The following is a 27,000-nucleotide window of genomic DNA, read 5'->3' as shown; positions in this document are numbered from 1 at the left end:
TCCCGCGTAATCGCATTCGCTCACGACGTTCGCTCATGCGACCACCTCCCTGATCAGTTCAGCGGCGCGGTCCGCTGGCTCGTCCGCGCTCTGCTCGAACTCGGAGGCGTCGAGGTTCGCGCCGTACTCGTCGACCGAGAGGTGTCCGCGGACGCGGTACTCACGGCCCACGACGTTCTCGCGGATGGTGTCCGCGACGACCTCCTGGTCCATCGCCTCGCGGGCCTGCTCGCGGGCGTCCTCGATGTCCCCGCCGTACACCGTCTCAGTGAGTTCCTCGTCGAGTACGGCTGTGACGGACCCCGTCCCGTCGTCGAGGATGGCCTTCACTCGCAGGTCGTCCTCGCCGTCGACGTCGCCGTGGGTGCGACACTGGCCCTTCTGGATGACGCGGCCGCACTCCGGACAGCGCTGGATAAGGCCCGACCCGTCGCGAACGGCGATGACGTTCCCGACGAGTTCGACGTCGTACACGCCGCCGCTCTCTATCGCGTCGCCGACGTCCATCCGCGGCGCAGCGGCGCTGACGTCCACGTCCCGGGCGAGTGCTTCGACCGTCGAGAACTCCGAGACGTTGACCGAGGGCACGCCGCGGTACTCCCGGACGTACGCGTTCTCGACCCGGAGATCCGCGCCCTCCTCGACCTCGGGATGGGGGTCCCAGTCAGTGAAAGGAAGACGCGCTGTCTCGTCGCCGAGCACGCCCGACAGGATATCCGTCTCGCCGTCGCGGCCGTCGATAGTCCGGGACTCGACCTCGACCACTCTGGCCTCGACGTTGACGCCGCGGTCGCCGACCAGCACGTCGATCAGGTCGGCGTCGCCACCGACCTCGTAGGCCACGTCGAGGGTCTCGTCGGCGTGCGCGACGGTGGTGCTTTCGTTGATGTTCAGTTCCGGTTCGCCCTCCCACTCGCGGACGCCGGCGTTGCCGAGCGTGACGGTGTCGCCGGGCGAGAAGTCGACCTCGGCCCAGGCGGTGTAGTCGATGACGCCCGTCTGGTCCGCGATGCGGCCCTCGTAGATGACGTTCTCCTCGCCCTGGTACCGGATCGAGCGCTTGCCCCGGGTGAGGACGGTGCCCGTCACCGTGACGTTGCCGTCGTCGGTTTCGATGTCGGCGACGCTGACCTCGCTCGGGCCGTCGCTGCCGCCGCCACCGTCGCCGTACTTCCGGCGGAGGCTCTGTTTCGCCTCGTCCATCGGAACGCTGTACGACACCAGGTTCTCCAGGTCCGCTTTGACCTCCTCTTTGTCGACACCGAGGTTGGAGGCGAGTTCCTCGGCATGATCGTCTAAGCTCATCACCGGCTATTCGACCGGACGGGGTAAAAATGGTTCGCGCGAAACGGCGGCGAAGCACTGTGGGAACGGGGACAGGGACCGAAAGCGGCTTTCTGTACGCGGATGAACTACCGCTCATGCACGTCGTCGTCAACGCCGCGATGAGCGCCGATGGGAAACTCTCTCACCGCGGACGCGAGCAGGTCGCCATCAGCGGACCGGACGACTTCGACCGCGTCGACCGCCTCCGCGCCGAGAGCGACGCCGTTCTCGTCGGCGTCGGCACCGTTCTCGCGGACGATCCGCACCTGGCGCTCGACGACGCGGACCGGGTCGACGAGCGCGTCGCTCGGGGAAACTCCGAGCATCCTTCGCGCGTGGTCGCCGACTCGCGGGCGCGGACGCCGACCGACGCCCGAATCCTCGACGACGCGGCGACGACCTACGTCCTCGTGAGCGACGCGGCCCCCGAGAACCGGGTCGACGCCCTCCGCGACGCCGGCGCCGAGATACTCGCGGCGGGCGACGAGCGAGTCGACCTCGCGGCCGCGTTCGAGGCGCTCGCGGACCGCGGCGTCGACCGGATCATGGTCGAGGGGGGCGGTGAGGTCATCTTCTCGCTGTTCGACGCCGGTCTCGTCGACGAACTGACGGTGTTCGTCGGGCCGAAGATCATCGGCGGCCGCGACGCACCGACGCTCGCGGACGGCGACGGGTTCGTCGACGACTTTCCGGCGCTGTCGCTAGCGGATGTCGAACGGTTGGACGGCGGCGTCCTCCTACGGTGGGTGCCGGCGGAGCAGCCGTCCACTTGATGCAGTCGAAAGCGGTCGTCAGAACCCGTTTAGTGGTCGTGACCGGTCAGTTCTTCGAACGTCGCGCCGAAGCGCTCCTCGAACAGTTCCATCGTCTCCGATTCGACGTCCTGGATCTCCTGGCTCGGTTCGCCCTGACTGTGGTGGATAGCCCCGTGGATCCGCTGTGCGCACCCGAACATGGCGATATCGCTGACGACTGTCGCGGCGTCTTCCTCGCCCTCCGAGAGCATCTCGATGAGGTTCTCGGGGAGCGTGATCTCGTCGGTGCCGTCGTCCGAAGACTCTACCGTGATCGTAATAGTGTCCGTCATGGCCTGACGTTCGGGTGACCGACTAATCCGTCTTTGGATCAGTCGTCCGCCTCAAGATGAAGCCGAGACTGCGGCCTCGGCACGGAGCCTCAACCGTTCAGTCGTCCGCTTCGACCGCTCCGTCCGCGCTCGCGCCCGTTTCGGCCTGGGTGAGCGTTTCCAGGTAGTCGTCGGCGTCGAGCGCCGCCTTACAGCCCATTCCGGCGGCGGTGACGGCCTGCTGGTAGTGATAGTCGACCACGTCGCCCGCGCCGAAGATACCGGGGACGCCCGTCTTCGTCTGGCCGCCGCCCTTGCCGCCCTCGGTCTGGAGGTAGCCGGCGTCGTCCATCTCGACGGCCGTGTCCTCCAGATAGGCCGTGTTGGGCGTGTGGCCGATGGCGAGAAACACCGCCCCGACATCCATCTCGAACTCCTCGGCGTCGGGATCGTCGAGTTTCTCCGTGGGGTGACCCTCGGGGTGTTTGACAAGGCTCGCGTGGTCGACGCCCTCCTCAGCCGAGCCGTGGATCTCCGTCAGTTCGGTGTTTTTCAGGATCTCTATCTCGCCCTCGTCGACTTTCTCCTGTACGCGGTCGACCCAGTAGTCCTCCGCGCGGAACTCCTCGCGGCGGTGTGCGATGTACACTTTCGAGGCGAACTTCGTGAGGAAGTCGGCCTCCTCCATCGCGGCGTCGCCGCCGCCGATGACTAGCATCTCCTCGTCGCGGAAGAACGCGCCGTCACACGTGGCGCAGGTCGAAACGCCGTAGCCCATCAGTTCGTCCTCGCCGGGAACGCCGAGCGTGCGGGCGCTCGCGCCGCTTGCGGCGATGAACGCGTCCGCCGTGTACACGTCGCCGTTCGTCATCTCGACGCGGTACGGTCGAGAGGAGTCGTCGACCTCGGCGATGACGCCGTTTATCGTGTCGGCCCCGAACTTCTCGGCCTGCTCTTTCATGTTGTTGATGAGGTCCGGGCCGCTGATCCCCTCCGGGAAGCCGGGGTAGTTCTCGACGTCGGTCGTCAGCGTTAGCTGTCCGCCCGGTTCGTCGCCCTCGATGACGAGCGGGTCGTTGTTCGAGCGCGCCGCGTAGATGGCCGCCGTCAGTCCCGCGATGCCGGTCCCGGCGATGACCAGTTTCCGGTGTTCCTCCGGTCCGTCCGTGTCGTCACCGTCCGATGCGATCCCGAGCTTCTCGTCTAGTTCGCCCGTCTCGTCGAGGGCGCTGGTGTCGTCCCACCCGCCGATCAGTTCGTCGTCGATGAACACCTCGGGTGCGGTTTGGCGTCCGTCAGCGCGTTCGACCATCTCGTCGAACATCTCTTCGTCGCCCGTCACGTTGTACTCCTCGTACTCGACTCCTTTCTCGTCGAAGAGGTCTTTCGCTTTCTCGCAGTAAGAGCAGTTCTCCTTGGTGTATATCTCCACGTGGGGCCGGTCACTCATGCGAAATACTTGGCCTCCGTGGCGTATTTAGCTTGTGTTGTCATCACGCGTTTCCGCCACCTCGGCGGCGCGAGACGCCTCACAGGGACGCTGAACGGAGGGTCGAAGCGCTTACGCTCCCCGAACCTCTCGCACCTACTATGGCGGCGGACTTAGCGGAGAAGACGAACCGGTATCACGACCTGCTGGCGGAAGCTCTCGGGGAGGCAGAGATCGCTCCGCCGGACGGCACGGCGATGAGCGAGGCGGCCGCCGAGTGCCTGGAGATGGCCGAGTCGTATCTCGACGACGGCAGACACTTCCGCGACGACGGCGACCGGGTCAACGCGCTTGCCGCGTTCTCGTACGGGCACGCCTGGCTCGATGCCGGTGCGCGTATCGGCCTCTTCGACGTGCCGACGGAGGGCCACCTGTTCACCGTCTGAACGTCTCTGTTCGCGTTCCGACGGGGCGCGGGTCGAAGTTGGATGGGAACTGGCCGTCGGCAACATCATCTGGAAAATACCGGTATACGGCTGCCACTGGTTGGTAGTAACGCATCGGAGGGGATTCCGACGCAGATCACAATGTGACAGAGAACTGACGAGGACCATACGCCTCGAACGAAATCGTCGCAAACGTCAAAGGCTCGCTCGACGACCTCGGCAGTAGTCGCCGGAGTTTTCTGGCCGGGACCGGCGCGCTGCTCGGTGCGAGTGCGTTCTCCGGAACTGCGCTCGCCGGATGCGACGACGTCGGTGAACACGGCAACGGAAACGGCGACGGCGGAATGGACGAAGTTACTGATGTCGACGTCCTCAATTACGCGCTCACGCTGGAGCATCTGGAGGACGTGTTCTACGACGAAGGGGTCTCATCGTTCGATGAAGAGACCGTGATACAGTCCGACGCCGCACAGCGGTTCGGCGATTTCGTCAGTAACGGCATCTACGACAACATCGCCCGCATCGGGAGGCACGAGGCAACGCACACGGAAGCGCTGACCGCCACCATCGAAGACCTCGGCGGCGAACCGGTGCCGGAATGTACGTACGAGTTCGGATACAGTACCTTCAACGAGTTCATAGCGATCGCTCGGACGCTGGAGAACACGGGAGTCGCGGCGTACAACGGTGCGATCGCGTTGATAGACGACCCGGATCTGGTGACTACCGGAGCGACCATCGCGACGGTCGAAGCGCGTCACGCATCATATCTGAACCTCCTGAACGAGGCAATACCGTTCCCCGAGGCGTTCGACGACGCGAAGCCGATGCAGGAGATACTCGATGCGGCGGGCGGGTTCATCGTCGAGTGTCCCGACGGGATGGGGATGGCCGACGGCGGGAACGGACGCGGCGGTACTGATAACGGCGGCGATGGCAGCGGTTACGGTAGATACAGATAAAACAGCTGACACTGGCGGAACCAAGCCCCTCTGAATTCTGGTCTGTAGCGGATTCGGCCGGGTTCCGTATATATTTAGCCGCTGATCGATCCTGTCGGCGGGATTTACAAGGGCGGGAACACTCTATCTCTCCAATGGAGGCCGTTCTGTGGTACGTGTTCACCGGCACCCGCGGGGGCGAGAACCGCGCCCGCATCCTGCGTGCCGTGGACGAGCGACCACGGAACGCAAACCAACTGGCGGACGATCTGGGTCTCGACTACAAGACGATTCGACACCACCTTGACGTTCTGGGCGACAACGACATCGTCGAGAACAGCGGGGACGACTACGGTGCGATATACCTGCCGACCGACCAGGTACGGCATCACTGGGACACTGTCGAAACGATACTGGAGAAGGTAGAGTGACTATGGGCGAATTTGGGAAAGAGTATAACCGACATCGACTGAAAGGTGGGGATAGATGACATTCTGGTACGACGTAGCTCGCATCTCGATCGTGATTAACCTCGGTCTCTTGCTGGGGTTGGGCTACGTCTGGGGCCGGAATTACTGGCGCTTCCGGTCGAAGCACACGCTCGGTCTGTTGCTGTTTAGCGCTATGCTGTTCGTCGAGAACGGCGTCGCTCTCTACCTCTACATGCTCGATCCGGTGTTGAGCGTCTGGGTTTCGGGGATACCCGACATCGCCCAGCGAGCGATGACCCTGCTCCGCGTCTTCGAGGTGGCGGCCCTCGCGTTCCTCTTCTGGGTGACCTGGGACTAATACTGTCGGCTGTACTCCCTTGCAGAATATCGGACCCCCCGGAGGCCCGAGTATCGTTCCGAAGGTACAGCCGACAGTATAAACGACCGACGAGTTCGTCCCCACCGCTTCCGAACCAGTCTCGAACCGTTCCCGAACCGTTCAGCGTCTCTATTTTCACATCGCCGAAACGGTAGGTCGATCCGCTCCGCGCCCGTGGCCGAAATCACCGAATAGCACGGACTTCGGGCCCGATACCGAACAGAACAGGAACGAAATTGGGTCCGAGTTCGGGAAATCCTCTTTTAAGTGGTCGAATTCCTCTGTTTCATGCGACAACGCATACTCGCAGTGTTGCTCGCGGCGTTCATGGTGACCAGCGGCGGACTGGTCGGTGTGGCCGGCGCGACCCAGACAGGTAGTACGAACGCGGCGTCTCAGCAGGCGGACGAGACGGCGGTGAACTTCTCCGGAACGACCAGCGGCGGACAGACGGTCGTCGTCGACGAGGTAACGCTCGAAGAGGGTGGGTTCGTTACCATCCACGACAGTAGCCTCGGCGACGGTGCAGTACTCGGCAGCGTTCGCGGGAGTTCAGCGTATCTCGAAGCCGGGACGTATACGAACGTGACTGTTCACCTGGACGAACCACTCAGTGAGGACGACACGCTGTTCGCCATGGCGCACCGCGATACGGACGCCGACCGCGCCTACTCGTTCGTCTCCAGCAACGGCGAGACGGACGGCCCGTACACGAGTGACGGCGACATCGTGATGGATTCCGCCGAGGTGACTGTCTCGGCGTCCGTCTCGATGAGCGACCAGCCGACCGACGGCGACTCGGTCCTTGTCGACCGCGTCGAACTCTCCGAAGGCGGGTTCGTGACAATGCACGACAGCACGCTGCTCGACGGCGAGGTAACCGGCAGCGTCGTCGGTTCGTCGGAGTACCTCGAAGCGGGCGTTCACGAGAACGTCCGCGTCGAACTGGACGACAGCGTGACCGAGAACGACACGCTGATCCCGATGCCGCACCGCGACACGAACGACAACGAGGTGTACGACTTCGTGGAGGAGGACGGGGCCGCTGACGGTCCCTTCCGCACGGACGAGGGCGGCGCAGTGATAGATACGGCCGCCGTCACCGTCGGCACCGGCGCGTCGACGACCGTCGCAGATCAGAACTCCGGCGGCTACTCGGTGGTCGTCGAGGAAACCTACCTCCCCGAGGGTGGCTTCGTGACGATGCACGACAGTACGCTCGCGGACGGCGCGGTGTTCGAGAGCATCCGCGGGACCTCGGACTACCTCGAACCGGGCTACCACCGGAACGTCGTCGTCCACCTGGACGACGAACTGACCGCAGACGACTCGCTGTTCGGGATGGCCCATCAGGACACGAACGGTAACGAGGCGTACGACTTCCCCGGCTCCGAGGGAGCGGAGGACGGCCCGTACACGGTTGACGGCGACATCGCGATGGACGACGGCGAGGTCACCGTCTCCGGCGCGGTCGACATCAACGCGCAGTCAAGCGACGGTCGAACCGTGGTAATCGACTCCGTTGAACTCTCCGAGGGCGGATTCGTCACCGTCCACGACAGCACGCTACTGGATGGTGCCGTCTTCGACAGCGTTCTCGGCACGTCCGAGTACCTCGAAGCGGGTCACCACCACGACGTCGAGGTGACGCTCGATTCGCCGGTCAGCGAGACGCAGACGCTGTTCGGGATGGCGCATGAGGATACGAACGACAACGAGACCTACGACTTCGTCGACTCGGAAGGTGACGCGGACGGTCCGGTCACCGCGAACGGCGACATCGTCATGGAGAGCGCGCAGGTTTCCGTGCCAGCGAGCGTGAGTATCGCCGACCAGTCGAGCGAGGGTGAAACCGTCGTCGTCGAGGAAGTGACGCTCCGCGACGGCGGGTTCGTGACGATTCACGATGGGTCGCTGCTCGACGGAGCGGTCTTCGACAGCGTCCGCGGGTCCTCGGATTACCTGGAACCTGGCACGCACACGGATGTCGAGATAACCCTCGACACCGACTACATGGACGACGGCACGGTCATCGCCATGCCACACACTGACTCGAACAGCAACGAGGCCTACGACTTCGTCGAAACGGACGGTGCGGACGACGGCCCCTACGTCGCCGCGAGCGGCCCAGTGGTTCACGCCGCCGCTCTGACGGTCGACGGCGGCGATAGCATGGATGACGAAAACGGAAGCGACGCACAGACGACGGAAGAGACGATGAGTGACGGCGGCAACGACGAGATGAACGCCGGCGAAGACGGGACGGACGACGCTGAGAGCGACGGACAACCCGGATTCGGCGTTGGGCTCGCCGTTCTCGCCGTGCTGGGTTCCGTTCTTCTCCTTCGCCGTCGGATCTGACTGTCAGTTCGGCTTCTCGCCCCGATTTTCCCTGTTCGTGACTTTTCCCGGGGAGTTACTCGCAGCCGATTTCGGCTCCGCCCCACGTAGCTGTTTTCTCCCGACACTCCCTGAAACGGTCATGACTGATGCTCGATCAAAGACCGTCATATACATAAGCAGGGAGAAGCTTACTTATAAAGGTAGGGGGAAGGCTTATATATCTGCCGTTCGTCTTTCCCGATAGGAAGAACGATCCGGGTTTCTTGGTTCCTACCCCCGTGTTGTCGTTTCCACCCCCACAATCATGAGTGACTCTAACATCCGTACGACCACTGGCGAGACAGAGATCGAACAAGCGGACGAAAACGAGAACGCAGACGTATGCCCGGAGTGTTCTGGGTCGGTCAGACAGGACTCCGCGCAGGGCGAGTCCGTCTGCGAAGACTGCGGCCTCGTGGTCGAGGAAGATGAGATAGACCACGGTCCGGAGTGGCGTGCGTTCAACTCCAGCGACCGCGACGAGAAGTCCCGTGTCGGCGCGCCGACGACGAAGATGATGCACGACGAGGGGCTCTCGACCAACATCGGCTGGCAGAACAAGGACGCCTACGGCAACTCGCTCAGTTCGCGCCAGCGCAAGAAGATGCAGCGTCTGCGCACCTGGAACGAGCGGTTCCGAACCCGTGACTCCCAGGACCGGAATCTGAAGCAGGCGCTCGGGGAGATAGATCGGATGGCGTCGGCGCTCGGCCTCCCGAAGAGCGTCCGTGAGACCGCGAGCGTCATCTACCGACGCGCGCTCGAAGAGAATCTCCTACCGGGTCGCTCCATCGAAGGCGTGGCGACTGCGTCGCTGTACACTGCCGCTCGCCAAGCCGGAACGCCCCGGAGCCTCGACGAGATCGCCACCGTCTCTCGCGTGGAGAAGATGGAACTCACCCGGACGTACCGCTACGTGGTGCGCGAACTCGGCCTCGAAGTCCAGCCGGCGGACCCCGAGAAGTACGTCCCGCGGTTCGCCAGCGACCTCGACCTCTCGGAGGAAGTCGAGCGACAGGCGCGACGCCTGCTCGACGACGCCCGCAACAGCGGCATCCACAGCGGGAAGTCGCCCGTCGGTCTCGCAGCCGCCGCCGTCTACGCCGCGTCACTGCTGGTCAACGAGAAGGTCACTCAGTCGGCGGTCGGCGAGGTCGCAAACGTCAGCGAAGTCACCATCCGGAACCGCTACAAGGAACTGTTAGAGGCCGCCGGAACGTCGGCCGCGATGGCGTAACTGGACTGGAACCACGGCAACTCGCTTCGCTCGTCGTTTCGCCCGCCGAAGCAAGCAAGTACTCGGGTCAAGTGGTACCCAGTACGCGATGAAAGCGTGTCCTCCCGTCCCCCGCGTCGACGACGCTCCGACCGAACTGTTCGACGGCGGACATCTCTGGATACAGGAACGGATCGACGGGGGCCAGTTCCGGTTCCGGCTCTCCGAATCCGGCACCGTCGAGTTTGGCGACCGTACCGATGTTTTCGACCGGGACACGATCCCTGCACCCGACGAGCACACGGTCCGACACGTTCGCGAGCGCCTCGACCGAGCGGCTCTCCGGACCGCCGTCGACTCCGTCGAGGACGTGGTGTTTTTCGGCGTGTCGACGTACAAGCGCGCCGTCGACTACGACTGGAATCGGCTCCCCTCGTTCGTGGGTCACGATATCTGGTCGGGGACCGAGAAAGCGTTTCTCCCGCCCGACACGACCGAGAAGGTGTTCGATCGACTCGGGCTCACGCCGGTGAACGCGTTCTGGAAGGAGGTTCGAGCGGTCGATTTCGATCCTGAGACATACGCGATCCCCGATTCGCGTTGGTACGACGGGACTGCGGCCGGCGTCGTACTGCGTAACAAGACCGGTTTGCGTGCCCACAAACCCGCTCCGAACCTTGAACCGGCGGACGGGTCGCCATCGGTCGATTTCACTGCCGAGGAACTGGCCGGCGAGTGGGCGACCGACCGTCGCTTCCAGCGGATCGCGAACGGTCTCGAAGCCGATGGGAAGCCAGTCACCGTCGACTCGCTCTACGACCGGGTGCTGGAGGATATCGTCCGCGAAAAACACCGAGAACTCTCCTCCGGGACCTCCGACGACGAACTCCGGGCGTTCAGGTCGGGCGTCGCCGCGTTGACCCGGGAGTTCGTGACCGAGCGGCGCTAACACCCCGTTGCAGAGCGATAGCGGCCAAGCGACCGCCTCCCTTTGTCGGGAGTAAAGAGTCCATAACTAACACTATCTGGACTGATCGTCAGCTATGGTCAACGGATCGCTCAGCCGGACACGGACGGCCCTGCGGGAGAACGAAGCGGTACAGATCGCCGACGTGTACGATCAGCTCGAAACGATCCTCGAATCGATCGACCTCGAGGACGACCCGGAGCTAGGCGATCTGCTCATAGACGCGGTCGAGGCGACCGATCAGGCCTACACGCTCGCGTCGGCGGACGGGGAGCTTCAACTCTCGGCCGAGCGCGGCGGGAAGTGACTGTCAGTGTATCAGTCGGACCCGACAACTGCGGCGGCAGTCTCCCAGTAACTCGTGGGAGTGACGACCTCGACAGCTGACCGTTCGATGTGGTCGAGGACGTCGATAAACCCGTCTTGGGAGACCCAGCGATCGTCCGCGTTCCCGACCGTGTGCGCCGAGAGGACGGCGAGCCTATCGTACGTGGCCGCCAATTCGATCTGCCGTTTCGCGTTCTGTACGTCGTCGATGGCGACCCGGTCGATCGCGAGGGGATCCGTCGGCGGCGTGTCGTTCAATCCGTTAGTCGTCAGATAGTTCGTGTGATGGAACTCCTCGAGCAGTTCGAGCGTCTTCGGGCCGATCTTTCCGAACGGGGCGACGAAATGATCCGCGCCCGCCTCGTACCCGTGGCTAACGAGCCACCGTTTCGTGCGGATGATCTCCCGTCTCTGAGTCGCCTCCGAATACGCAGGCAACGGTTTGTCCAGTTGCGGGTGGGAAACGAGGTCCCAGCCGTCAGCGTGGTACGTTGCAAGCTGATCGGCGGATAGATGGCCGCCGTCGCCCACTAGATCGGGGATCACGGCGATCGCGCCGGTGAGTCCTCGCCGGTGCATCTCCTCGTACGCGCTCGCGACGCTTGCCCGGTTATCGTCGAAGATCAGCATCACGCGTCCGGTCCTCGCCGCGGGCTTGGTCTCGAACCTGTCGAGGAGAAGGGGCCGGTCCCGGGCGTCAACTTCGATCTGTATCCGAGAGACGTTCGTCGGGTCCGGCGACCCGACCTCGGTAGTCGGACCGACATCGATACCGAACCAGGCGTTCGACATCGAGTTAGCCGTATATCGGGTTGCGAGCAACTGGTTCCGTTCGTCCGGGGCGAACAACCGTATCCGGAGCGGTGCTGTCGGCCGACCGAGGAACTTCGCCCAGAAGGAGAGGCCAGACTCGGTAAAATCGAACGGAGTGTCGAACGTGTATTCGATCGCCCTGGCCGAGTCCGAACCGAGACGTTTCCCGGCCGAGTTCGAAGCGAGACGCATCGGCTCGGACCCCTCCCTCGGAGAGTCCCGTTCGGGTGACAGGCTCCCCGCGACTGGCTCCCACGACTCCGCCGAATTCAGTCCAGCGTGTAACGTACCGCGTCGAGCAGCGATAGAACGGCTAGAGGAGCGCACGCGGAGCGAGTCGGGAGGAACCGCTGGCGGGTCAGCGTCCTGCGGACCGGACTCGCCCGCGGAGCGAAGCCGTTTGAACCCCTCACGCGCGAGCAACGTCCCGCACACTGTCGTCCCGAGCGTCCCGAGAAACGCTCGCCGAGAGCGTTCAGTCATTATCGGTCTCTACCGTCGGCGATTCGGTTTTCTGTACGGCGCTGGGGTCTCCGCTGACCCCCGTTTCGCGATGGCGGGTTTGCGACCACGCTCTGTCTGACCGTCTCACGATATCGAACAGCGACTTGAGCGTTACAGCGTCGATGAAGTGTTTGTACACGACTACGACGACCGGCGCGTACAGGCTCAACCAGAGATCGTTTTCGTCTAACGCGAGCGCGAAGAGGCTCGCGATCAACTGGAGGAGCGTAAACGTCACCAGTATCGCGACGACGTACGCTATGTTCCCCGCCGCGAGTCGGCTGCCGATGGTCCAGAGGATGACGACCGTCGCAAACGGCATCGCGACGAGCGAAACGATCTGATAGGGAAACAGCAGGCCGGTGAAATTGTTCACCTCCCTACTGCGAAGCAGATCGTTGTGCTTAACCAGCGTCTCGATATTTCCCCGGCTCCACCGGAGCCGTTGACTGTAGAGGCCGGTCCACGTTCTGGGCGCTTCGGTGAAGGCGAGCGAGTCGCTGGCCTCGACGTTCCATCCCGCTTTGAGGAGTTTGATCGTGACGTCGAAATCCTCCGTCATCGTGTCCCCGTCGTATCCGCCGACTTCTTCGAGGGCGGCCCGCCGGAAACAGCCGAGACAGCCCGGAACGACGTTTACGAACCCTAACGCCGCGAACGCTCGTCGAAAGGTGTTGATCCCGAGTGCGTATTCGAGCGCCTGCAGTTTCTCGATACGCGACTGGACGCGGAGCAGTTTCACTGCCCCCGCGACGGCCCCGATGTTTGGGTCCGCCTCTAGGTCTCTTACGATCTGGACGAGCGCGTCCTCGTCGACGACCGAATCGGCATCGACGGTAACGATCACGTCGCCGGTCGATCGTTCGAGTCCCGTGTTCAGTGCCGAGTATTTCCCTTCGTTCGGTTGTTGGATGACGGTAACGTCACCGGTTGCGTGTGCGATGGCCTCGTCGTAGGTGCCGTCCGTACTCCCGTCGTCGATCACGATGATCTCCGTGGGCCCGGGATAGCGAGAATCCAGTAGCGATTCCACGCACCGACCGACGTATCCCTCTTCGTTGTACGCCGGCACGAGTACCGAGAGAGTCGAGTCAGGAGGCTCTCGGTCCTCGTTCGCCGGACCACCGTGCGTTTTCTGAAACCACGCCGCCGGAAGGATAAACCAGAAGTAGAAGAAGACGACGAGCAAAGCGCTGAACACCACCGTCTGGATGATACTTCTGTTCATAGCGAACACGTACGCGGAGATGGTCCCGCCAAGGGGGAGAGCGAAAACGCACCAAACCGGAACCTCCGAAACCGGCCACGGGAGCCCCGTAGCACGGTCCTCGTAATACGTTAGAAACACGTGGTAAAGGAAGCCAAGAACGCCGATCAGCAAGCAGATGTCTACGACTGGCGGGGGGAGCAGATGGAGGAGGAGTCCGAACGCTAAAACGGTGAGCACGAAAAGCGTCGTCTCCGTAAGCCGCTCCCCGAACTGATCTGTTGGCGAATTCATGTAAATGTACAGTAATTAGGTTCCCAACTCCTTCCGTTGTTGTAATAGAGATGCTACTTGCTAGTAGGGCTGGTTTATAGATCATTCACATATTGTTTCCAACAAATGTGGTGGAAATAATGGCGCAGGAGTGTCTCGAACGCCGATAGCCCAGCGTCCACGCAGTTGCTGATACCGTCGGCTGTACTCCCTTAGAGAATGTCTGACCCTCCGGAGGCCCGAGTATCGTTACGAAGGTACAGCCGACAGTATGAGATCTCGGTCGGTAGGCCCAGTTGGACGCGAGTGCGGGGTCGTTCCGTCTCACCGCTGACCACCAGGGAGCGCAGACAGAGTCGTCCGCGACGAAGGGGACGGTAGACCCGGCGGGAAACGACACTGGCCTGCCCGTGCGACCCGGCCGGACCCGAACGCTCATTTCGCTGTTTGCCTAACGGTCGTTTAAATGCCGGAACCGCCAGCGGAACTCTACGGCCGACACGCGGACGAGTTCGATTCCCGCACGAAACTCGACGCTCTCCCCGAGGAGTTTCACGCCCTCCTCGAATCGTTCGTCGACGCTCTCCCCGGACCGGCCGTCCTCGATGCCGGATGCGGCCCCGGCCGCGACTGCGAGTACTTCCACACCCGTGGCCTCGATCCGATCGGCGTCGATATCGCGGACGGGATGATCGACTACGCTCGCACGCACCGATCGGGGGAGTACCTTCGAATGGACATCCGCGATCTCGCGTTCGACGCCGACCGGTTCGACGGCGTCTGGTGTCCGGCCTCGGTCTTTTTCGTGCCCGACGAAGAGATGGCAGTCGCTCTGAACGAGTTTTCGCGCGTACTTCGCCCCGAAGGGGTTGCGCGCATCGGGTTCAAAATCGGCGACGGACCGGTCGAGGTGGAGAAATGGGGGGAAACCACCGTGGAGTACCACGTCTCCGAGGACGAAGCGCGGGAACTGCTCGAAGCGGCAGGGTTTCGGGTGCAGTCGGTGACGGTGAATCAGGTGTCTCCCGGTCGGACGTTCGCGAACTTCTCCTGCCGGCAACCGGTCTCCGACCCGTAGTTCAGCATGTCGGGACACTGGTTGGCGACACCCGACGGTAACAGTGTGAAAACTGTCAGCGACGGTCACGACGGCCCGCTCGTCCCTGTCGTATTCACCGATCCGCTCCCAGCGTTTAAGCGTCTCGGGGAAGTTTATGTATTCGTCCAATGGTACGCCCCACTCGGCAGCGAGAACGGGATGAACAGTCGGAAGACGAAACGGAGGCCACAGAAGCCACTGAGGGCGTCAAACACTGCCCCGAATGCGAGTCGGAGACGCTCGTCACGAGCGGGGACGGGAACGAACGTAGCTGCGAGGAGTGCGGACTCATCGTCGAGGAGCAGACTATCGACCGCGGCCCGGAATGGCGGGCGTTCAACCACCAGGAGCGACAGAGCAAGTCCCGCGTCGGCGCGCCGACGACGCAGACGATGCACGACAAGGGACTGACGACGACTATCGACTGGAAGGACAAGGACGCCTACGGACGCTCACTCTCCTCGAAGAAACGCAGTCAGATGAACCGCCTGCGCAAGTGGCAAAACCGCATCCGGACCAAAGACGCGGGTGAACGTAACCTCCAGTTCGCGCTCTCGGAGACCGACCGGATGGCCTCCGCGCTCGGCGTTCCGCGCTCGGTCCGCGAAGTCGCGTCGGTCATCTACCGACGGGCGCTGGACGAGGACCTCATCCGCGGCCGCTCCATCGAGGGCGTCGCCACCGCGACGCTGTACGCGGCCTGCCGCATGGAGGGGATCCCGCGGTCGCTAGAAGAGGTCGCGGCGGTCTCGCGCGTCGAACGCAAGGAGATCGGCCGTACGTATCGGTACGTCTCGCAGGAACTCGGACTCGAAATGGAACCGGTCGACCCGAAACAGTACGTACCGCGCTTCTGTTCCGACCTCGAACTCTCCGAGGAAGTCCAGTCGAAAGCCAACGAGATCATCGACAAAACGACCGAGATGGGGCTGTTGTCGGGGAAGTCGCCGACAGGTTTCGCCGCCGCTGCGATCTACGCGGGGTCGCTGCTTTGCAACGACAAACAGACCCAGCGGGAGGTCGCCGACGTCGCGCAGGTGACCGAAGTGACCATCCGGAACCGGTATCAGGAACAGATCGAGGCCATGGGCGTTCACGAGTGACTGCGGCGGGAGTGGCGGGCGGTCCGCCATTGCCGTGACCTGACTCTGCTTCACGTACTTATCATCGTACAGGCCGGCACTCAGGACTGCACGGAGTTCACCGAATTCTGCAGACGGGGCGGCCGCTACCGCGGGCGATTCGGAAGCGTATTATTATAGCCGTGGTCATCGTAAATCACCTATACGCCAGCCATCATGACAACAGCTTCCCCGCCGGAGACGGCACTTCCCGATCCGGCCGAGGCCGCAAACGTCGTCTATAACCCATCGCTCGAACGACTCCGAGAGTTCTCACGGGAACTGGAAACCACGACCACCTTCGGGTCTCCGTCGTACGTCAGCGAACACCGCTCGCGCTGCGCGGACAGAACCAGAACTGCCGTCGACGACGAGTTCACCGCGCGTGACTACGGGCACGTCGATGACGCGCTGGAGTACGCTCGCGAGCACGAGATGATCTGTCTCGACCGACAGGTGGGCCGCCATCCCGACCACAGCTACGTCTGCCGGTACTACGTGCCGAAGGAGTACGGCCGCATCGCGCTTTCGCTCGCAAAGCTGCTCGAACCCGCGGCGGGCGACACCGTCACCGACCCGGACTTCCTCACGGTGCAGGTTCCCGAGTGGGACGAGACCGCGATCCGTGTCCTTCCAGACGCCGGCGTCACCGCCGTACTCGGCAGCGACTACACCGGCGAGGCCAAGAAGTCGTTCCTCCGACTGTTCATGTTCTATGCCAAGCAAAACGGCGGCCTCGGCCTTCACGCCGGCAGCAAGCGGGTCGAGCTCCGCACCGAGACCGACGACCTCGAAACCGTCGGTCAGCTGTTTCTCGGCCTCTCGGCGACCGGGAAATCGACGCTCACCGCTCACGGGCTCTGGCTCGACGAACCCGAGTCGGCGACGATGCTCCAGGACGACGTCTGCGCGCTGCTTCCGAACGGCAGCGTCACCGGCAGCGAGGGTGAGGGCCTGTACGTGAAAACTATCGGACTTGACCCCGACGAACAGCCCGCGCTGCACGACGCCGTGACCCACGACTCCGCGGTGCTCGAAAACGTCGCGGTGGCGGACGATGGGACCGTCGACTTCGAGAGCGACGTTCACACGTCTAACGGGCGGGCGAGCATACTCCGCGACCACCTCTCCTCGGCGGCCGACGACATCGACCTCGAAACCGTCGACCAGGTGTTTTTCATCACGCGCAATCCGCTCATGCCGCCGGTCGCGAAGCTCTCGCCCGCGGAGTCCGCCGCGGCGTTCATGCTCGGCGAATCCATCCAGACCAGCGCCGGCGACCCGTCGAGCGCCGGCGAGTCGATCCGCGTCGTCGGCACGAACCCCTTCATCATCGGCTCGAAGGGCGCAGAGGGGAACCGGTTCCGCGCCCTCATCGACGACCTCGACGTGGACTGTTTCGTGCTGAACACCGGCCATGTCGGCGCGGGGGCGAAAGACATCGGCGTCGACGACTCGGTGACGATCCTGCGCGAGATAGCCCGCGGCACCGTCGAGTGGACGGACGACGAAGCGACGGGACTGACGATACCCCGCTCGGTGCCGGACATGGATATCGGAGCGTTCGCCGTGCCCGACCACGTCGACGAGTACGAACGGAAGGTCCGTGACCTCCGGTCCGAGCGGCGCGAATACCTGTCTGAGTTCGAGGACCTGGACGAAGCGATCAGAGACGCGGTCTACTGATCACTGCGACTTCGCTGTCTGTTCCGCGCCGTTCTGACCGGACTGTCTCTGACCGCACTGAGCCTGACTGTACTGAACCTGACCGCACTGTTTTGACTAGTCCAGTCTAACAGGCTGGGGGATTTGGACTGTTCTGTCCGTCACGTCCCAGTCTCTAGCGGCCCGTCCGCTTCGTTCCACTCGGTGAGGCTCCCCTCGTAGAACGCGACGGTTTCGTAGCCGAGATATCGGAGGACGACGTACGTGTGACTGATCCGCCGCGCGGTGTTGCAGTAGAGGATAACTCGACGGTCGGGCGTGATGCCGTGCGACGCCAGTGTCTCCTCCAGTTCCTCTCGCGGCTTGAGCCCCCGCGTCTCTTCGTCGACGAGGTCCTTCCAGTCGAGGTTGACGGCTCCGGGGATATGCCCCTCTTCGTACTCCCAGTCGTCGCGCGTGTCGACGAGGACGGCGTCGGTGTCGATGGCGGCCTCCACGGCGGCCTGGTCGATCAGGATGGTCTCCTCGGGGCGGGTCACCTCGTAGTCGGTCGGCTCCACGTCCGGCACGTCCGATGTCGTCTCGTACTCCAGGTTCCAGGCGCTGTAATCGCCGTCGAGCAGGCGGACGTCGTCGTGACCGTATATCTCCGCTGTGACGAGAAAGCGCGCCGCGAACACGCCGTGTGTGTCGTCGTAGGCGACGATAGTGTCACCGGACTCGATACCGGCTTCGCTCATGAGGTCGGCGAACGTCGCCTCGCCGGGGAGCATGCCCTCGTCCCCGTCCGTCTGGCTGCGGAACGTGTCGAACGGGATGCTCACGGCCCCGGGGACGTGTCCGATCCCGTCGTACTCCCAGGCGTCGCGCACGTCCACGATGGCCACCTCGTCGCGGTGGTCCGCGAGCCACTCGCGCGAAACGACGATGTCGTCGGTCATGCGTCGAGGTGAGGGCGCTACAGTTTTATATAGACCGGAAGGGTCAAAACCGACAGTTCGCGTTCGCCGTGGAAAGAACTTAGCTCCTCATACGTTAGAGCAACCGATACAAATGGTATGAGTAGCACGATACAAAGAACTACGAGCCCTATTCGACGCTATCTTTCTAAGTCGTTTGAATTTGACCGATCAAAATTGGGGTGATGTGGAACTCCCAGACAGAGTGAACTCAACATCTTCCGCAGTTTCCATCGATAACAGATATTCGCCAGTCGATATCTGGTTTCGCTGTTCGACGCTTTGCAGTCGTCATTCGTAACGTCCGTCGAGAACTGTTGTTCCTCTGCCACCTCGGAGTTACCTGCAAGATTAGCCGGGATACCCGCACCGCGTTTTCGTGTCTCCGGACGTAAGGTTCCATTCAGCGGAGACTCGCTTCGACAGTCCCGCGACCGTTCCCTGCCGTCGCTGAGAGTACCGGCAACACCTACCTCGACGGCGGCGGCGAGGCGGTACCTGCCGTATGTGTAGTTTCTATAAGAGTGGCGCGAGTACAATGTTCTGTATGAGCGAAAGCGACTACGCAAACGACGTGCTCGTCTCGGCCGACTGGGTCGAAGAGCACCTGGACGAGTTCCAGAGCGACGATCCGGAGTACCGACTCGTAGAGGTCGATGTCGACACGGAGGCGTACGAAGAGGGCCACGCCCCCGGCGCTATCGGCTTCAACTGGGAGACGCAACTCCAGGACCAGACCCAACGCGACATCCTCGAGAAGGAGGACTTCGAGGACCTGCTGGGCGGTCACGGCATCAGCGAGGACTCGACTGTCGTCCTGTACGGCGACAACTCTAACTGGTTCGCCGCCTACGCCTACTGGCAGTTCCAGTACTACGGCCACGACGACGTCCGCCTGCTCGACGGCGGCCGAGAGTACTGGGTGGACAACGACTACCCGCTCTCCGACGAGGAGCCGGACTTCTCCGCCGTGGAGTACGACGCCTCCGGTCCGCGCGAGTCCATTCGCGCCTACCGCGACGACGTCGAGAAGGCCATCGACCGCGGCGTTCCGCTCGTCGACGTTCGCTCGCCCGAGGAGTACAGCGGTGAAGTGCTCGCCCCGCCGGGGCTTCAGGAGACCGCCCAGCGCGGCGGCCACATCCCCGGCGCGAAGAACATCTCGTGGGCTGCCGTAACGAACGACGACGGGACGTTCAAGACGCGCGACGAACTGGCGGAGATCTACGGCGATGAAGGTATCGATGGCGAAGGGACGACGGTCGCGTACTGCCGTATCGGCGAGCGGTCTTCTGTGGCGTGGTTCGCGCTGCACGAACTGCTCGGCTACGAGGATACGGTGAACTACGACGGATCGTGGACCGAGTGGGGTAATCTGGTGGACGCGCCGATCGAGACCGGTAGCGGGGAGTAGTCGGCGTTCCTGTTACCCTGTCTTTTAATGATGTTAAATTTAGTACAGTAGATCGCTCGATGCGCCAGTTCATCGTCTTGTGTGTTATCCCTATTACGAACTATAGTTGTCGGAAACTCTGTTAAACCGAATAAACGTGTAGATCGAGAACAGATATCGGCGGAGACGCTCTCAACGCCTTGCCACCTGCCGGTACAGCTCAGCGTACGAGGTAGCCATCTGTTCGACGCTAAACGTCGCCTTGGCTCGCTCGTAGCCGGCTGTCCCGTAGTCCCGACGCAGCGACGAGTCGCGCAGCTCGGCCAACGCGACGCGGAGCGTCTCGAAGTCCCCTGGTTCGTACAGCCGGCCAGTGATGTCGTCATCCACGACTTCGCGGATACCGGGGATACCCGTCGCCACTACCGGGAGACTCGCTGCCATCGCCTCAAGAAGCGTTATCGGAAGCCCCTCGCCACGAGAGGGTGCGACGAAGACATCGCCGACCGCGTAGAACGGTTCGATATCCGTGACACGGCCGGTCACGTAGACACGGTCGCTCAACCCGAGTTCGGACACCAGCGCTCGCAGCTCCGCCTTCAGCGGACCGTCGCCGACGACAAGAAGCTGTGTGTCGAACGGTGTCCGAGCCACTGCGCGGATCGCCTCATGCTGACGCTTAACCGGGACGTATCGCCCAACGTTCAGCAGTGTCAGCGTCTCTGGGTCGAGGTCGAACTCGTCACGTACGGCCGCCGTGTCAGCCGTATTGACCTGCTGTCTGAACCCGTCAACATCAATACCGTTGTAGACAGTACACCAGTCGTCGTCGAGCTGATTCGGGGGATGGGCGTTTCCGGTAAAGGACCGTTCGACGCCTTTCGAGACGGCTACAGTGACGGTGTCTAGCGGCCGGGTCGCCCGTTCCGTGGCACGGGTGACTGGATGCCAGGTGTCGGCGACGTTATGTTGCGTGCTGATCACGCCACCGATGTCCGAGCTGGCGGCCGCCAGCCGGCCGAGGGTCTGGGCATACGGGAGGTGTGCGTGGACGATATCAAACGATCCCGCCCGGAGGAACTGCCGGAGGCGGGCGAACGCACGCGGGTCGAACCTGAAATCTTCGTCGAACGACTCGACAGTCACTCCAGCGTCAACGAGCCGCGGGACGAGGTCGTCTTTCGCCTCCATATAGCCGACAGTAAAGGCCGCGTCGTCAATAGTCTCTACAAGGTCCGCGACCATGTTCTCTGCGCCACCGTACTGGAGAGCGGTGATGAGCTGTAATACCTTGAGTCGGTCCGACATTGGGTAACAAACTCGGCGCACAGTACTTAGGTTAGGGGAATATCCAAATCTCTAAACTTCCTCGTTGTCAGATGGGAAACTATGGGCGTCTTTACATCAGATCGTATTCGACGCGGACTAGCAAGTCCGAACCTCTTTTTACGGGAAGCGAACCGTATGTATCACCGCCGGTTGTACTCCCGCCCATACAACACTAATGGCGTGGACCTCTTCGGGGCGGACTGGGACAATCTGTTGATACTTGACGCCTGCCGCTACGATATGTTCCCGGTGCAGTCGTCGCTTCCGGGGCAGCTGGAGTCACGGCGGTCGCGCGGGTCAAGTACCTGGGAGTTCCTGAAGGCGAACTTCGCCGGCAAGGAACTCCACGACACCGTCTACGTGACCGCGAACCCGCAGTTCTACCGGCACAGCGACTGGCTGGAGACGTCGTTCCACGCTGTCGACCATGTCTGGAAGACGGACGGCTGGGACGAGGACCACCGTACCGTGCTCCCAGAAACGATGACGGAACACGCCCGTTCGGCCGCCGAGCGGTACCCAAATAAACGTTTGTTCGTCCACTACATCCAGCCCCACTACCCATTCATCGTTGAGGGCAACCAACCCTTCGACGACGATCAGGCGTTTCTCAAACCCGACACGCCTGGTAGCTGGGCCCAGCTGATGACCGGTGACCTCGATGCCGCGCCCGAGGAAATATGGCGAGCCTACCGAGCGAACCTCGATCGGACGCTCCCGCACGTCGCTCGACTGCTCGACTGTCTCGACGGTAAGAGCGTAGTCACTGCCGACCATGGCAACATGATCGGCGAACGCGCCAGTCCCATCCCTATCCGTGAGTGGGGCCATCCACACGGCATTTACACCGACGAACTCGTGGAGGTCCCGTGGCTTGTGGTTGACGGCGACCGGCGGCGTATCGAAGCGGCGCCGCCGGTCGAGATGGGCACGGAGACCGACGACGACGTGGTCGCACGACGGCTGGAAGACCTGGGGTACCGATGAGGAGTAAGTCAGTGTCGGGCGAGTTGACCGTCGGTATCGTCATCGAGGACCTCGAAGCGGGTGGAGCGCCTTGGAACTACATCAAGGCCGTCCCGGGGGCACTAGCCGAGCAGGAGTCGGTGACGCCGGTCGTCGTCTATCGGCGGGGGGACCCCAGTCGTTTCGGGGCTGCCGTAGACACGGTCACGCTACCCGACCGCTCGTACCCGACACCGTGGCTCCCGGACCGGCCACTTCCCGCCCGACTGGCCGTGGTGGAGCCGCTTCGCAAGTTCGACATATTCCACCTTAACTCAATTCCCGACATCGGTCACTGCTTCGCCTTCGAAGCAGACACGCCCGTGGTCTCAACGGTCCACGGCACACTCCACTGGGAGACGCCTCCAATTCCGCTCGAAGACCGGTGGTATCGCGTCCGCCGTCGCTGGTTCGACCGTCTGGGACGATACACGCTGGACAGACTGCTGACGGTGAGTGAGTACGTCAGTGATACCATGATCGAGGATGCCGGCTACCGCCCGGAGCAGGTGACGACGACGTACGAGGCAATCGACGACAGTTTCTTCTCGGTCGCACCGTCGGACGGACTTGATTCGATGCCCGACCCATTCCTCCTGCATGTATCGAACGCGGCCCCGAAAAAGAACATGGACACGCTCCTCGCAGCGTTGTCGGCCCTCCGACGCGCGGGCGCGGATATCGACCTCGTCGTCGCTGGTGACCGGTGGCAGTCTACCGGCCCCTCACTTGCCGCCACACACGGAGTTGCGGACCACGCCCACTTTCTGGGGTACGTCACGCAGGAGCGTCTCGTCCACCTGTACGACGAGGCGCGGTGTTTCGTCTACCCGTCCTATCACGAGACGTTCGGCCTCCCGAATGTGGAGGCGATGGCGCGCGGGACGCCAGTCGTCACGACGTCGGCGTACGCGATTCCCGAGATAGTCGCCGATGGGGCAGTGACAATCGAGGACCCAAGCGACGCGGCCGAGTTGGCGACCGCGATTCGGGCTGTTCTGGACGATGCGGCCCTCCGGCGGCGGCTCAGTAGTGCAGGGAAACGCCACGCCGAGAGCTTCCGGTGGACGAATCACTCCGACCAGCTGGTCGCTACGTATCGATCTGTGCTATCTAGCTGATCCCGACGATCTATTGGTTGGAGGGTTGTTCGTGTCGGTCACGACTTGCTAGTCAGTCCGCACGCAGCATACACGTCGGCGATGACGTCGAACGGTTCAGTGGTAGCTCCGTTGCCATAGCAGCCACCCACTCCTGCCCTCGCTTCCGGTGATCGGTGGCGGTGAGTTCGTAGCCGAACGACTGGAGGTACTCGAAGAGGTCGGCGACGGTGATATCCGACGGCAGCAGCTCAGGGTGGAGTTCAACGTACAACACTGGTCTGTAGGACGCCAGTAGCTGCTGGGCCCCGAGGAGCACGTCGTACTCCCCACCCTCGACATCGATAGTTATCACGTCCGGTGGCTCGGACCGCGGGCGGTAGTCGTCCAGTGCCAATTGCTTGTCGTCGCTTACCCTGTCAACGAACGCCTTCACAGTGTTGGACGTGTCGTCCAGGTTCCGCGAGAGGATGGGATATCGGAAGTGATCTGCCTCGAATCCGTGGATGTTTGCGGAGTTTACCCCGACAGTCTCGGCCACCACACAGTTGTAGCCGTACCCAGCACCGACATCGTAGTACACCGACTGGTGGGTAAGATCGTCGGCAAGAGCCGCCACAAACGCCGGTTCATACCCACCCAGCGTGTTTCGCATTCGGTATGGCCCGGCCGACTCCGGGACCGACAACTCTAGCCGGCCGACGGATGAATCGACCGTGATGCGCTGGAGGGCGGCGCTTCGGCCCCGTAACGACGCGACCGTCTCGTGACGATAGATGTCTTCGACGACGGTCCCTTTCAGCGTGTCTTTCACGCCGGTCGGTAGCCGACTCTTGACCGTGTTGAAAATGTCGGCCATCAGTATACCATCTCTCTTCATTTCCAAATATATACCTGTCGGTCACTGGTACATACGTCGCCACTTCACTCCGGAGGTGTGAGTCCGAGGGCAGCGACGACAGTTTCGGCGTGCCTGTCCCAAGTCTGTTCTCTCGCGGTTTCGAGCGCCCGATCCCCCATCAGTCTTTGGAGCGACACATCTTCACGCAATGTCCGGAGTCGGTCTGCCAGCGCTGCGGCGTCACCGGCTGGGACGAGGAACCCTTCGCGCCCGTCAGTCACAGTGTCCCTGACCCCTGTCTGATCGGTCGTGATCACCGGAAGGCCTGCCGCCATCGCCTCGAGTGACGCTTTCCCATAGCCATCGGATATCGAGGGAAAGACGAAAACCGACGCCCGATGGTGGTACTCCTGCGGGTCGACGAACCCGGGAGTCCGAACGTTGTCGAACTCGTAGTTCGACAGCACCTCCCGCATGGCCGACGAGACGTGGCCACAGAGCAGCAACTGGGCAGTGTCGTCAGTTCCCCATCCATTCTGTTGCCAGGCCTCGAGTAAATGTGGTACGCCCTTCGCGAGGGTCACTGAGCCGATATACAGCGCCGTGAACGGCTCGTCGTCGGGTTCGTCCGAGACGGTCGGATACGCCTCGACATCGACGCCAAGCGGTGTCACCGATATCTTCTCCGCGGGGAACCCTGCATCGACCAGAGATTCTTCGACGAATGATGAGATGGCCAGTATCTGATCACACTCCTTGAATGTCTGTTCCTGCAACTCGACGCGGCGCTCTTGTGTCGCTGGTTGGGGCGGCGTCATCTCGAGCCGCTCGTACTCTGTCGCGATTCGGCGGTAACAGGATGCTGCATACTCTGTTGTCGCCTTCACGATGGTCCGGTTCCCCGACTGATTCCCCGCTCTAAGCGTCCTGAGATAGCCTGGGGTGTGGTGTAGGTGGACGCCGGTGTCAGTGATGGCTCGGGCGGCAAAACGGTCGAACAGCTGTTCGGAGTAGTATCGCTTATCGAACCGCTCGGTGACGTAGCGGTTGATACCCGTCATCGCCCGGGGTATCTTGCGCCCGAATGGAATCGGCGTCGTCACGAGGGGTTCGGGCAGGTCGTACGTCTCGACTCCTCGGCAGTACACCTGGTTTAAGAGCCCTCGGCGGTGGAGCCCGCGAGACAGTTCGGTGATAGGACGACCCGTGTGGAGGCCGATATCACCGTAGGCGACGAACGAAACCGGCTTCATCGATAATTTTTCGCATAGCCGAAACAAAAGAGCTTTGACTCCAACCACAAACTCTGGCGTCTGTAACACTAATGTCCGTCTTCTCCGATCGTACTATCACAAAGCAAATCCTCGGAAACGGTGGATTCGGGGTGGTCGGGCAGGCCGCGAGTTTCCTTGGTGTCATCGCTTACACGCAACTGGTCGCGCAATCGGTCCTTGGCTCGTACTTCCTCCTCATCGCGGTGCTCCAAATAACGACCTCCGTGGGTAGTAACGGAGTCTCGACTGACCTCACCCGCCGTATAAGCAAATCGGAGATCCCGGCAGAGGAACTGACCACGGCAGTGGTGTTCACACTTAGCGTCACCAGTTTTATTGTCGTTCTCGCGGTCCTGACCGAATCAGTTCTATCGACGTATATCGGGAACGGGTTCGGCCGCTGGCTAGCCCTACTATTACCGGTCACTATCTTCGCGCAGCTTGCCCGGTCGGTACTCCAGGGTGAACAAAAGAACACGCGTGCAGCCGCCCTCGTCGCTATAAAACGAGTTGGGACGTACACGGTCGGAAGCGGAGCGGTCTTGGCTGGGCTGGAACCGGTGGTCGCCCTCGTCGGTGGCCTGCTTATCGCGCACCTTCTGGTCATCGGCGGTGGGATCGCTATGATGGACGTATCGCCGGCGGGGCGCCCAACGGCGGGAGACCTCCGACGACTTGCGGGTAGGGCGGCGAACCTCACGGCGGCGAGCCTAGGTAACCTCGGCCAAGAGTGGATAGACACGCTGCTGATCGGGGCGTTCCTGACGCCGGACGCGGTGGCCCTATATGAAGTCGCCTGGCGCCTCTCCGCGGTCGGCTTACTCGTGACGAACCCTATCGTATCGGTACTCTACCCCCGATTCGCCGAGGCAGTCCAGGCGGAGAACCACGACGGAATTCGAGCATACGTCCAGAAGGCCCTCTTTTATCTCTCAGCGCCGATGATCGCTCTGTTTGTCGGCGCCGTTGCGCTCGGTCCTGAACTCGTTACCGTGCTCTACGGGGCCGCCTATGCCGACGCCTATGTGCCGCTGCTGGTGCTGCTCGCTGGGCGCCTCCCATACAGTTTCGCTCGCATCACCACCGTGGTGAGCTACAGCTACGACCGCGATCGCGGCGTAACTAGCGCCAGCGTCGCGGCGGGGTTACTCAACGCCGTGGTGAACGCCCTGCTGATTCCGATTGTCGGCATCGTCGGGGCTGCTGTTGGATGTCTCCTATCGTTCACCGTACTGGCGCTCCTCCTGTTCCGGCAGGTGGCTGACCGTGTTCGCTACCCGTCTGTCACGGAATTCGCCCCCAGCGTCTTCGCGGCCGGAGTGATGCTCGTCGCCGTTCGATTAGTCGCCGACCGCCTCCCCGCGACTCTCCCCTCTCTCTTAGCGTCGGTGGCTCTCGGCGGCGCACTGTTCGCGACTGTGTTCGTGCTAGTCAGCCCCGGCGTCAAGTCGGACGTAAGCAGCCTCATCTACGGCAGTAGCTAGCGGTCGCCCCGTTGATTTTGTCA

At 62.5% G+C, this 27,000-nt stretch carries 25 protein-coding genes; 16 read left to right on the top strand and 9 right to left on the bottom strand.

The features are described from left to right. Positions 1 to 33: 33 nt before the first annotated feature. Positions 34 to 1,305, bottom strand: coding sequence for a Single-stranded DNA binding protein (locus EYW42_RS10010; RefSeq protein ID WP_135535120.1), 1,272 nt, complete (start codon positions 1,303 to 1,305; stop codon positions 34 to 36). A 116-nt stretch (positions 1,306 to 1,421) separates the two neighbouring features. On the opposite strand from EYW42_RS10010, the gene EYW42_RS10005 reads away from it, so the two are divergent. Beyond that, complete coding sequence (locus tag EYW42_RS10005; protein ID WP_135535268.1) at positions 1,422 to 2,099, top strand: 2,5-diamino-6-(ribosylamino)-4(3H)-pyrimidinone 5'-phosphate reductase; 678 nt, start codon at positions 1,422 to 1,424, stop codon at positions 2,097 to 2,099. Between the two features lie 29 nt (positions 2,100 to 2,128). Here EYW42_RS10005 and EYW42_RS10000 read toward each other — a convergent pair whose 3' ends face one another. After that, a complete protein-coding gene (locus EYW42_RS10000) occupies positions 2,129 to 2,413 on the bottom strand; it encodes a DUF7545 family protein (protein ID WP_135535119.1) in 285 nt (94 codons plus the stop codon). A 97-nt stretch (positions 2,414 to 2,510) separates the two neighbouring features. Beyond that, positions 2,511 to 3,842, bottom strand: a complete 1,332-nt coding sequence (locus EYW42_RS09995; RefSeq protein WP_135535118.1) for an FAD-dependent oxidoreductase — start codon at positions 3,840 to 3,842, stop codon at positions 2,511 to 2,513. A gap of 140 nt (positions 3,843 to 3,982) precedes the next feature. Between EYW42_RS09995 and EYW42_RS09990 the strand changes: the two genes are divergently transcribed. The 8 genes from EYW42_RS09990 to EYW42_RS09955 all read left to right on the top strand — a co-directional run bounded on the left by EYW42_RS09990 (position 3,983) and on the right by EYW42_RS09955 (position 10,890). Then, a complete protein-coding gene (locus EYW42_RS09990) occupies positions 3,983 to 4,267 on the top strand; it encodes a DUF357 domain-containing protein (RefSeq protein WP_135535117.1) in 285 nt (94 codons plus the stop codon). A 344-nt stretch (positions 4,268 to 4,611) separates the two neighbouring features. Beyond that, positions 4,612 to 5,229, top strand: a complete 618-nt coding sequence (locus EYW42_RS09985; RefSeq protein ID WP_237561305.1) for a ferritin-like domain-containing protein — start codon at positions 4,612 to 4,614, stop codon at positions 5,227 to 5,229. A 134-nt stretch (positions 5,230 to 5,363) separates the two neighbouring features. Further along, entirely contained in the window at positions 5,364 to 5,639 is a 276-nt protein-coding gene (locus tag EYW42_RS09980) for an ArsR/SmtB family transcription factor (protein ID WP_135535115.1), read from the top strand. A 55-nt stretch (positions 5,640 to 5,694) separates the two neighbouring features. Further along, complete coding sequence (locus tag EYW42_RS09975; protein ID WP_135535114.1) at positions 5,695 to 5,997, top strand: hypothetical protein; 303 nt, start codon at positions 5,695 to 5,697, stop codon at positions 5,995 to 5,997. Positions 5,998 to 6,345: 348 nt separating this feature from the next. Further along, entirely contained in the window at positions 6,346 to 8,379 is a 2,034-nt protein-coding gene (locus tag EYW42_RS09970) for a DUF7282 domain-containing protein (RefSeq protein WP_135535267.1), read from the top strand. 286 nt (positions 8,380 to 8,665) lie between these two features. Further along, positions 8,666 to 9,637 carry a transcription initiation factor IIB gene (locus tag EYW42_RS09965; protein ID WP_135535113.1) on the top strand — a complete coding sequence of 324 codons (972 nt, stop codon included), beginning with the start codon at positions 8,666 to 8,668 and terminating at the stop codon, positions 9,635 to 9,637. 88 nt (positions 9,638 to 9,725) lie between these two features. Continuing rightward, a complete protein-coding gene (locus tag EYW42_RS09960; protein WP_135535112.1) occupies positions 9,726 to 10,565 on the top strand; it encodes an RNA ligase family protein in 840 nt (279 codons plus the stop codon). 94 nt (positions 10,566 to 10,659) lie between these two features. Next, positions 10,660 to 10,890 (top strand): hypothetical protein, encoded by a 231-nt coding sequence (locus EYW42_RS09955; protein ID WP_135535111.1) that lies wholly within the window; start codon positions 10,660 to 10,662, stop codon positions 10,888 to 10,890. An 11-nt stretch (positions 10,891 to 10,901) separates the two neighbouring features. Here EYW42_RS09955 and EYW42_RS09950 read toward each other — a convergent pair whose 3' ends face one another. Both EYW42_RS09950 and EYW42_RS09945 read right to left on the bottom strand, forming a co-directional pair. Then, positions 10,902 to 12,206 carry a polysaccharide deacetylase family protein gene (locus EYW42_RS09950; RefSeq protein WP_135535110.1) on the bottom strand — a complete coding sequence of 435 codons (1,305 nt, stop codon included), beginning with the start codon at positions 12,204 to 12,206 and terminating at the stop codon, positions 10,902 to 10,904. Continuing rightward, positions 12,199 to 13,728 (bottom strand): glycosyltransferase, encoded by a 1,530-nt coding sequence (locus EYW42_RS09945; protein ID WP_135535109.1) that lies wholly within the window; start codon positions 13,726 to 13,728, stop codon positions 12,199 to 12,201. Before EYW42_RS09945 ends, EYW42_RS09950 begins: the two co-directional genes overlap by 8 nt. A gap of 445 nt (positions 13,729 to 14,173) precedes the next feature. On the opposite strand from EYW42_RS09945, the gene EYW42_RS09940 reads away from it, so the two are divergent. The 3 genes from EYW42_RS09940 to EYW42_RS09930 all read left to right on the top strand — a co-directional run bounded on the left by EYW42_RS09940 (position 14,174) and on the right by EYW42_RS09930 (position 17,613). Continuing rightward, positions 14,174 to 14,785, top strand: a complete 612-nt coding sequence (locus EYW42_RS09940; protein WP_135535108.1) for a class I SAM-dependent DNA methyltransferase — start codon at positions 14,174 to 14,176, stop codon at positions 14,783 to 14,785. A 149-nt stretch (positions 14,786 to 14,934) separates the two neighbouring features. Beyond that, positions 14,935 to 15,909, top strand: coding sequence for a transcription initiation factor IIB (locus EYW42_RS09935; protein WP_135535107.1), 975 nt, complete (start codon positions 14,935 to 14,937; stop codon positions 15,907 to 15,909). A gap of 195 nt (positions 15,910 to 16,104) precedes the next feature. After that, a complete protein-coding gene (locus EYW42_RS09930; protein WP_135535106.1) occupies positions 16,105 to 17,613 on the top strand; it encodes a phosphoenolpyruvate carboxykinase (ATP) in 1,509 nt (502 codons plus the stop codon). Positions 17,614 to 17,753: 140 nt separating this feature from the next. Here EYW42_RS09930 and EYW42_RS09925 read toward each other — a convergent pair whose 3' ends face one another. Further along, a complete protein-coding gene (locus tag EYW42_RS09925) occupies positions 17,754 to 18,533 on the bottom strand; it encodes a sulfurtransferase (protein ID WP_135535105.1) in 780 nt (259 codons plus the stop codon). 565 nt (positions 18,534 to 19,098) lie between these two features. Between EYW42_RS09925 and EYW42_RS09920 the strand changes: the two genes are divergently transcribed. Then, positions 19,099 to 19,965 (top strand): sulfurtransferase, encoded by an 867-nt coding sequence (locus EYW42_RS09920; protein ID WP_135535104.1) that lies wholly within the window; start codon positions 19,099 to 19,101, stop codon positions 19,963 to 19,965. A gap of 171 nt (positions 19,966 to 20,136) precedes the next feature. On the opposite strand, the gene EYW42_RS09915 is transcribed toward EYW42_RS09920, so the two are convergent. After that, positions 20,137 to 21,252, bottom strand: a complete 1,116-nt coding sequence (locus EYW42_RS09915) for a glycosyltransferase (protein ID WP_135535103.1) — start codon at positions 21,250 to 21,252, stop codon at positions 20,137 to 20,139. An 81-nt stretch (positions 21,253 to 21,333) separates the two neighbouring features. Between EYW42_RS09915 and EYW42_RS09910 the strand changes: the two genes are divergently transcribed. Continuing rightward, positions 21,334 to 22,260, top strand: a complete 927-nt coding sequence (locus EYW42_RS09910; RefSeq protein WP_135535102.1) for a hypothetical protein — start codon at positions 21,334 to 21,336, stop codon at positions 22,258 to 22,260. Between the two features lie 11 nt (positions 22,261 to 22,271). Beyond that, positions 22,272 to 23,399, top strand: coding sequence for a glycosyltransferase family 4 protein (locus EYW42_RS09905; protein ID WP_161972933.1), 1,128 nt, complete (start codon positions 22,272 to 22,274; stop codon positions 23,397 to 23,399). 52 nt (positions 23,400 to 23,451) lie between these two features. Here EYW42_RS09905 and EYW42_RS09900 read toward each other — a convergent pair whose 3' ends face one another. Together EYW42_RS09900 and EYW42_RS09895 are read right to left on the bottom strand one after the other, a co-directional pair. Further along, positions 23,452 to 24,237: an FkbM family methyltransferase gene (locus EYW42_RS09900; RefSeq protein WP_237561304.1), complete on the bottom strand. Its 786-nt coding sequence runs from the start codon at positions 24,235 to 24,237 to the stop codon at positions 23,452 to 23,454. Positions 24,238 to 24,302: 65 nt separating this feature from the next. Next, a complete protein-coding gene (locus EYW42_RS09895) occupies positions 24,303 to 25,472 on the bottom strand; it encodes a glycosyltransferase family 4 protein (RefSeq protein ID WP_135535100.1) in 1,170 nt (389 codons plus the stop codon). Positions 25,473 to 25,603: 131 nt separating this feature from the next. Here EYW42_RS09895 and EYW42_RS09890 point away from each other — a divergent pair, with 131 nt between their 5' ends. After that, a complete protein-coding gene (locus EYW42_RS09890; protein WP_161972932.1) occupies positions 25,604 to 26,977 on the top strand; it encodes an oligosaccharide flippase family protein in 1,374 nt (457 codons plus the stop codon). The last annotated feature ends 23 nt before the right edge of the window (positions 26,978 to 27,000 follow it).

Origin of the sequence: Halostella pelagica, from assembly GCF_004762015.1 — an archaeon.
In the GTDB taxonomy this organism is placed as follows: Archaea; Halobacteriota; Halobacteria; order Halobacteriales; family Natronoarchaeaceae; genus Halostella; species Halostella pelagica.
Note: the sequence above shows the minus strand (reverse complement) of the source record. Positions and strands in the feature narration are given on the sequence as shown.

Excerpts from the sequence above, each read along its gene's own strand:
- EYW42_RS10010 (WP_135535120.1), bottom strand. The coding sequence starts at position 1,305 with ATGAGCTTAGACGATCATGCCGAGGAACTCGCCTCCAACCTCGGTGTC.
- EYW42_RS10005 (WP_135535268.1), top strand. The coding sequence starts at position 1,422 with ATGCACGTCGTCGTCAACGCCGCGATGAGCGCCGATGGGAAACTCTCT.
- EYW42_RS10000 (WP_135535119.1), bottom strand. The coding sequence starts at position 2,413 with ATGACGGACACTATTACGATCACGGTAGAGTCTTCGGACGACGGCACC.
- EYW42_RS09995 (WP_135535118.1), bottom strand. The coding sequence starts at position 3,842 with ATGAGTGACCGGCCCCACGTGGAGATATACACCAAGGAGAACTGCTCT.
- EYW42_RS09990 (WP_135535117.1), top strand. The coding sequence starts at position 3,983 with ATGGCGGCGGACTTAGCGGAGAAGACGAACCGGTATCACGACCTGCTG.
- EYW42_RS09985 (WP_237561305.1), top strand. The coding sequence starts at position 4,612 with ATGGACGAAGTTACTGATGTCGACGTCCTCAATTACGCGCTCACGCTG.
- EYW42_RS09980 (WP_135535115.1), top strand. The coding sequence starts at position 5,364 with ATGGAGGCCGTTCTGTGGTACGTGTTCACCGGCACCCGCGGGGGCGAG.
- EYW42_RS09975 (WP_135535114.1), top strand. The coding sequence starts at position 5,695 with ATGACATTCTGGTACGACGTAGCTCGCATCTCGATCGTGATTAACCTC.
- EYW42_RS09970 (WP_135535267.1), top strand. The coding sequence starts at position 6,346 with ATGGTGACCAGCGGCGGACTGGTCGGTGTGGCCGGCGCGACCCAGACA.
- EYW42_RS09965 (WP_135535113.1), top strand. The coding sequence starts at position 8,666 with ATGAGTGACTCTAACATCCGTACGACCACTGGCGAGACAGAGATCGAA.
- EYW42_RS09960 (WP_135535112.1), top strand. The coding sequence starts at position 9,726 with ATGAAAGCGTGTCCTCCCGTCCCCCGCGTCGACGACGCTCCGACCGAA.
- EYW42_RS09955 (WP_135535111.1), top strand. The coding sequence starts at position 10,660 with ATGGTCAACGGATCGCTCAGCCGGACACGGACGGCCCTGCGGGAGAAC.
- EYW42_RS09950 (WP_135535110.1), bottom strand. The coding sequence starts at position 12,206 with ATGACTGAACGCTCTCGGCGAGCGTTTCTCGGGACGCTCGGGACGACA.
- EYW42_RS09945 (WP_135535109.1), bottom strand. The coding sequence starts at position 13,728 with ATGAATTCGCCAACAGATCAGTTCGGGGAGCGGCTTACGGAGACGACG.
- EYW42_RS09940 (WP_135535108.1), top strand. The coding sequence starts at position 14,174 with ATGCCGGAACCGCCAGCGGAACTCTACGGCCGACACGCGGACGAGTTC.
- EYW42_RS09935 (WP_135535107.1), top strand. The coding sequence starts at position 14,935 with ATGGTACGCCCCACTCGGCAGCGAGAACGGGATGAACAGTCGGAAGAC.
- EYW42_RS09930 (WP_135535106.1), top strand. The coding sequence starts at position 16,105 with ATGACAACAGCTTCCCCGCCGGAGACGGCACTTCCCGATCCGGCCGAG.
- EYW42_RS09925 (WP_135535105.1), bottom strand. The coding sequence starts at position 18,533 with ATGACCGACGACATCGTCGTTTCGCGCGAGTGGCTCGCGGACCACCGC.
- EYW42_RS09920 (WP_135535104.1), top strand. The coding sequence starts at position 19,099 with ATGAGCGAAAGCGACTACGCAAACGACGTGCTCGTCTCGGCCGACTGG.
- EYW42_RS09915 (WP_135535103.1), bottom strand. The coding sequence starts at position 21,252 with ATGTCGGACCGACTCAAGGTATTACAGCTCATCACCGCTCTCCAGTAC.
- EYW42_RS09910 (WP_135535102.1), top strand. The coding sequence starts at position 21,334 with ATGGGCGTCTTTACATCAGATCGTATTCGACGCGGACTAGCAAGTCCG.
- EYW42_RS09900 (WP_237561304.1), bottom strand. The coding sequence starts at position 24,237 with ATGGCCGACATTTTCAACACGGTCAAGAGTCGGCTACCGACCGGCGTG.
- EYW42_RS09895 (WP_135535100.1), bottom strand. The coding sequence starts at position 25,472 with ATGAAGCCGGTTTCGTTCGTCGCCTACGGTGATATCGGCCTCCACACG.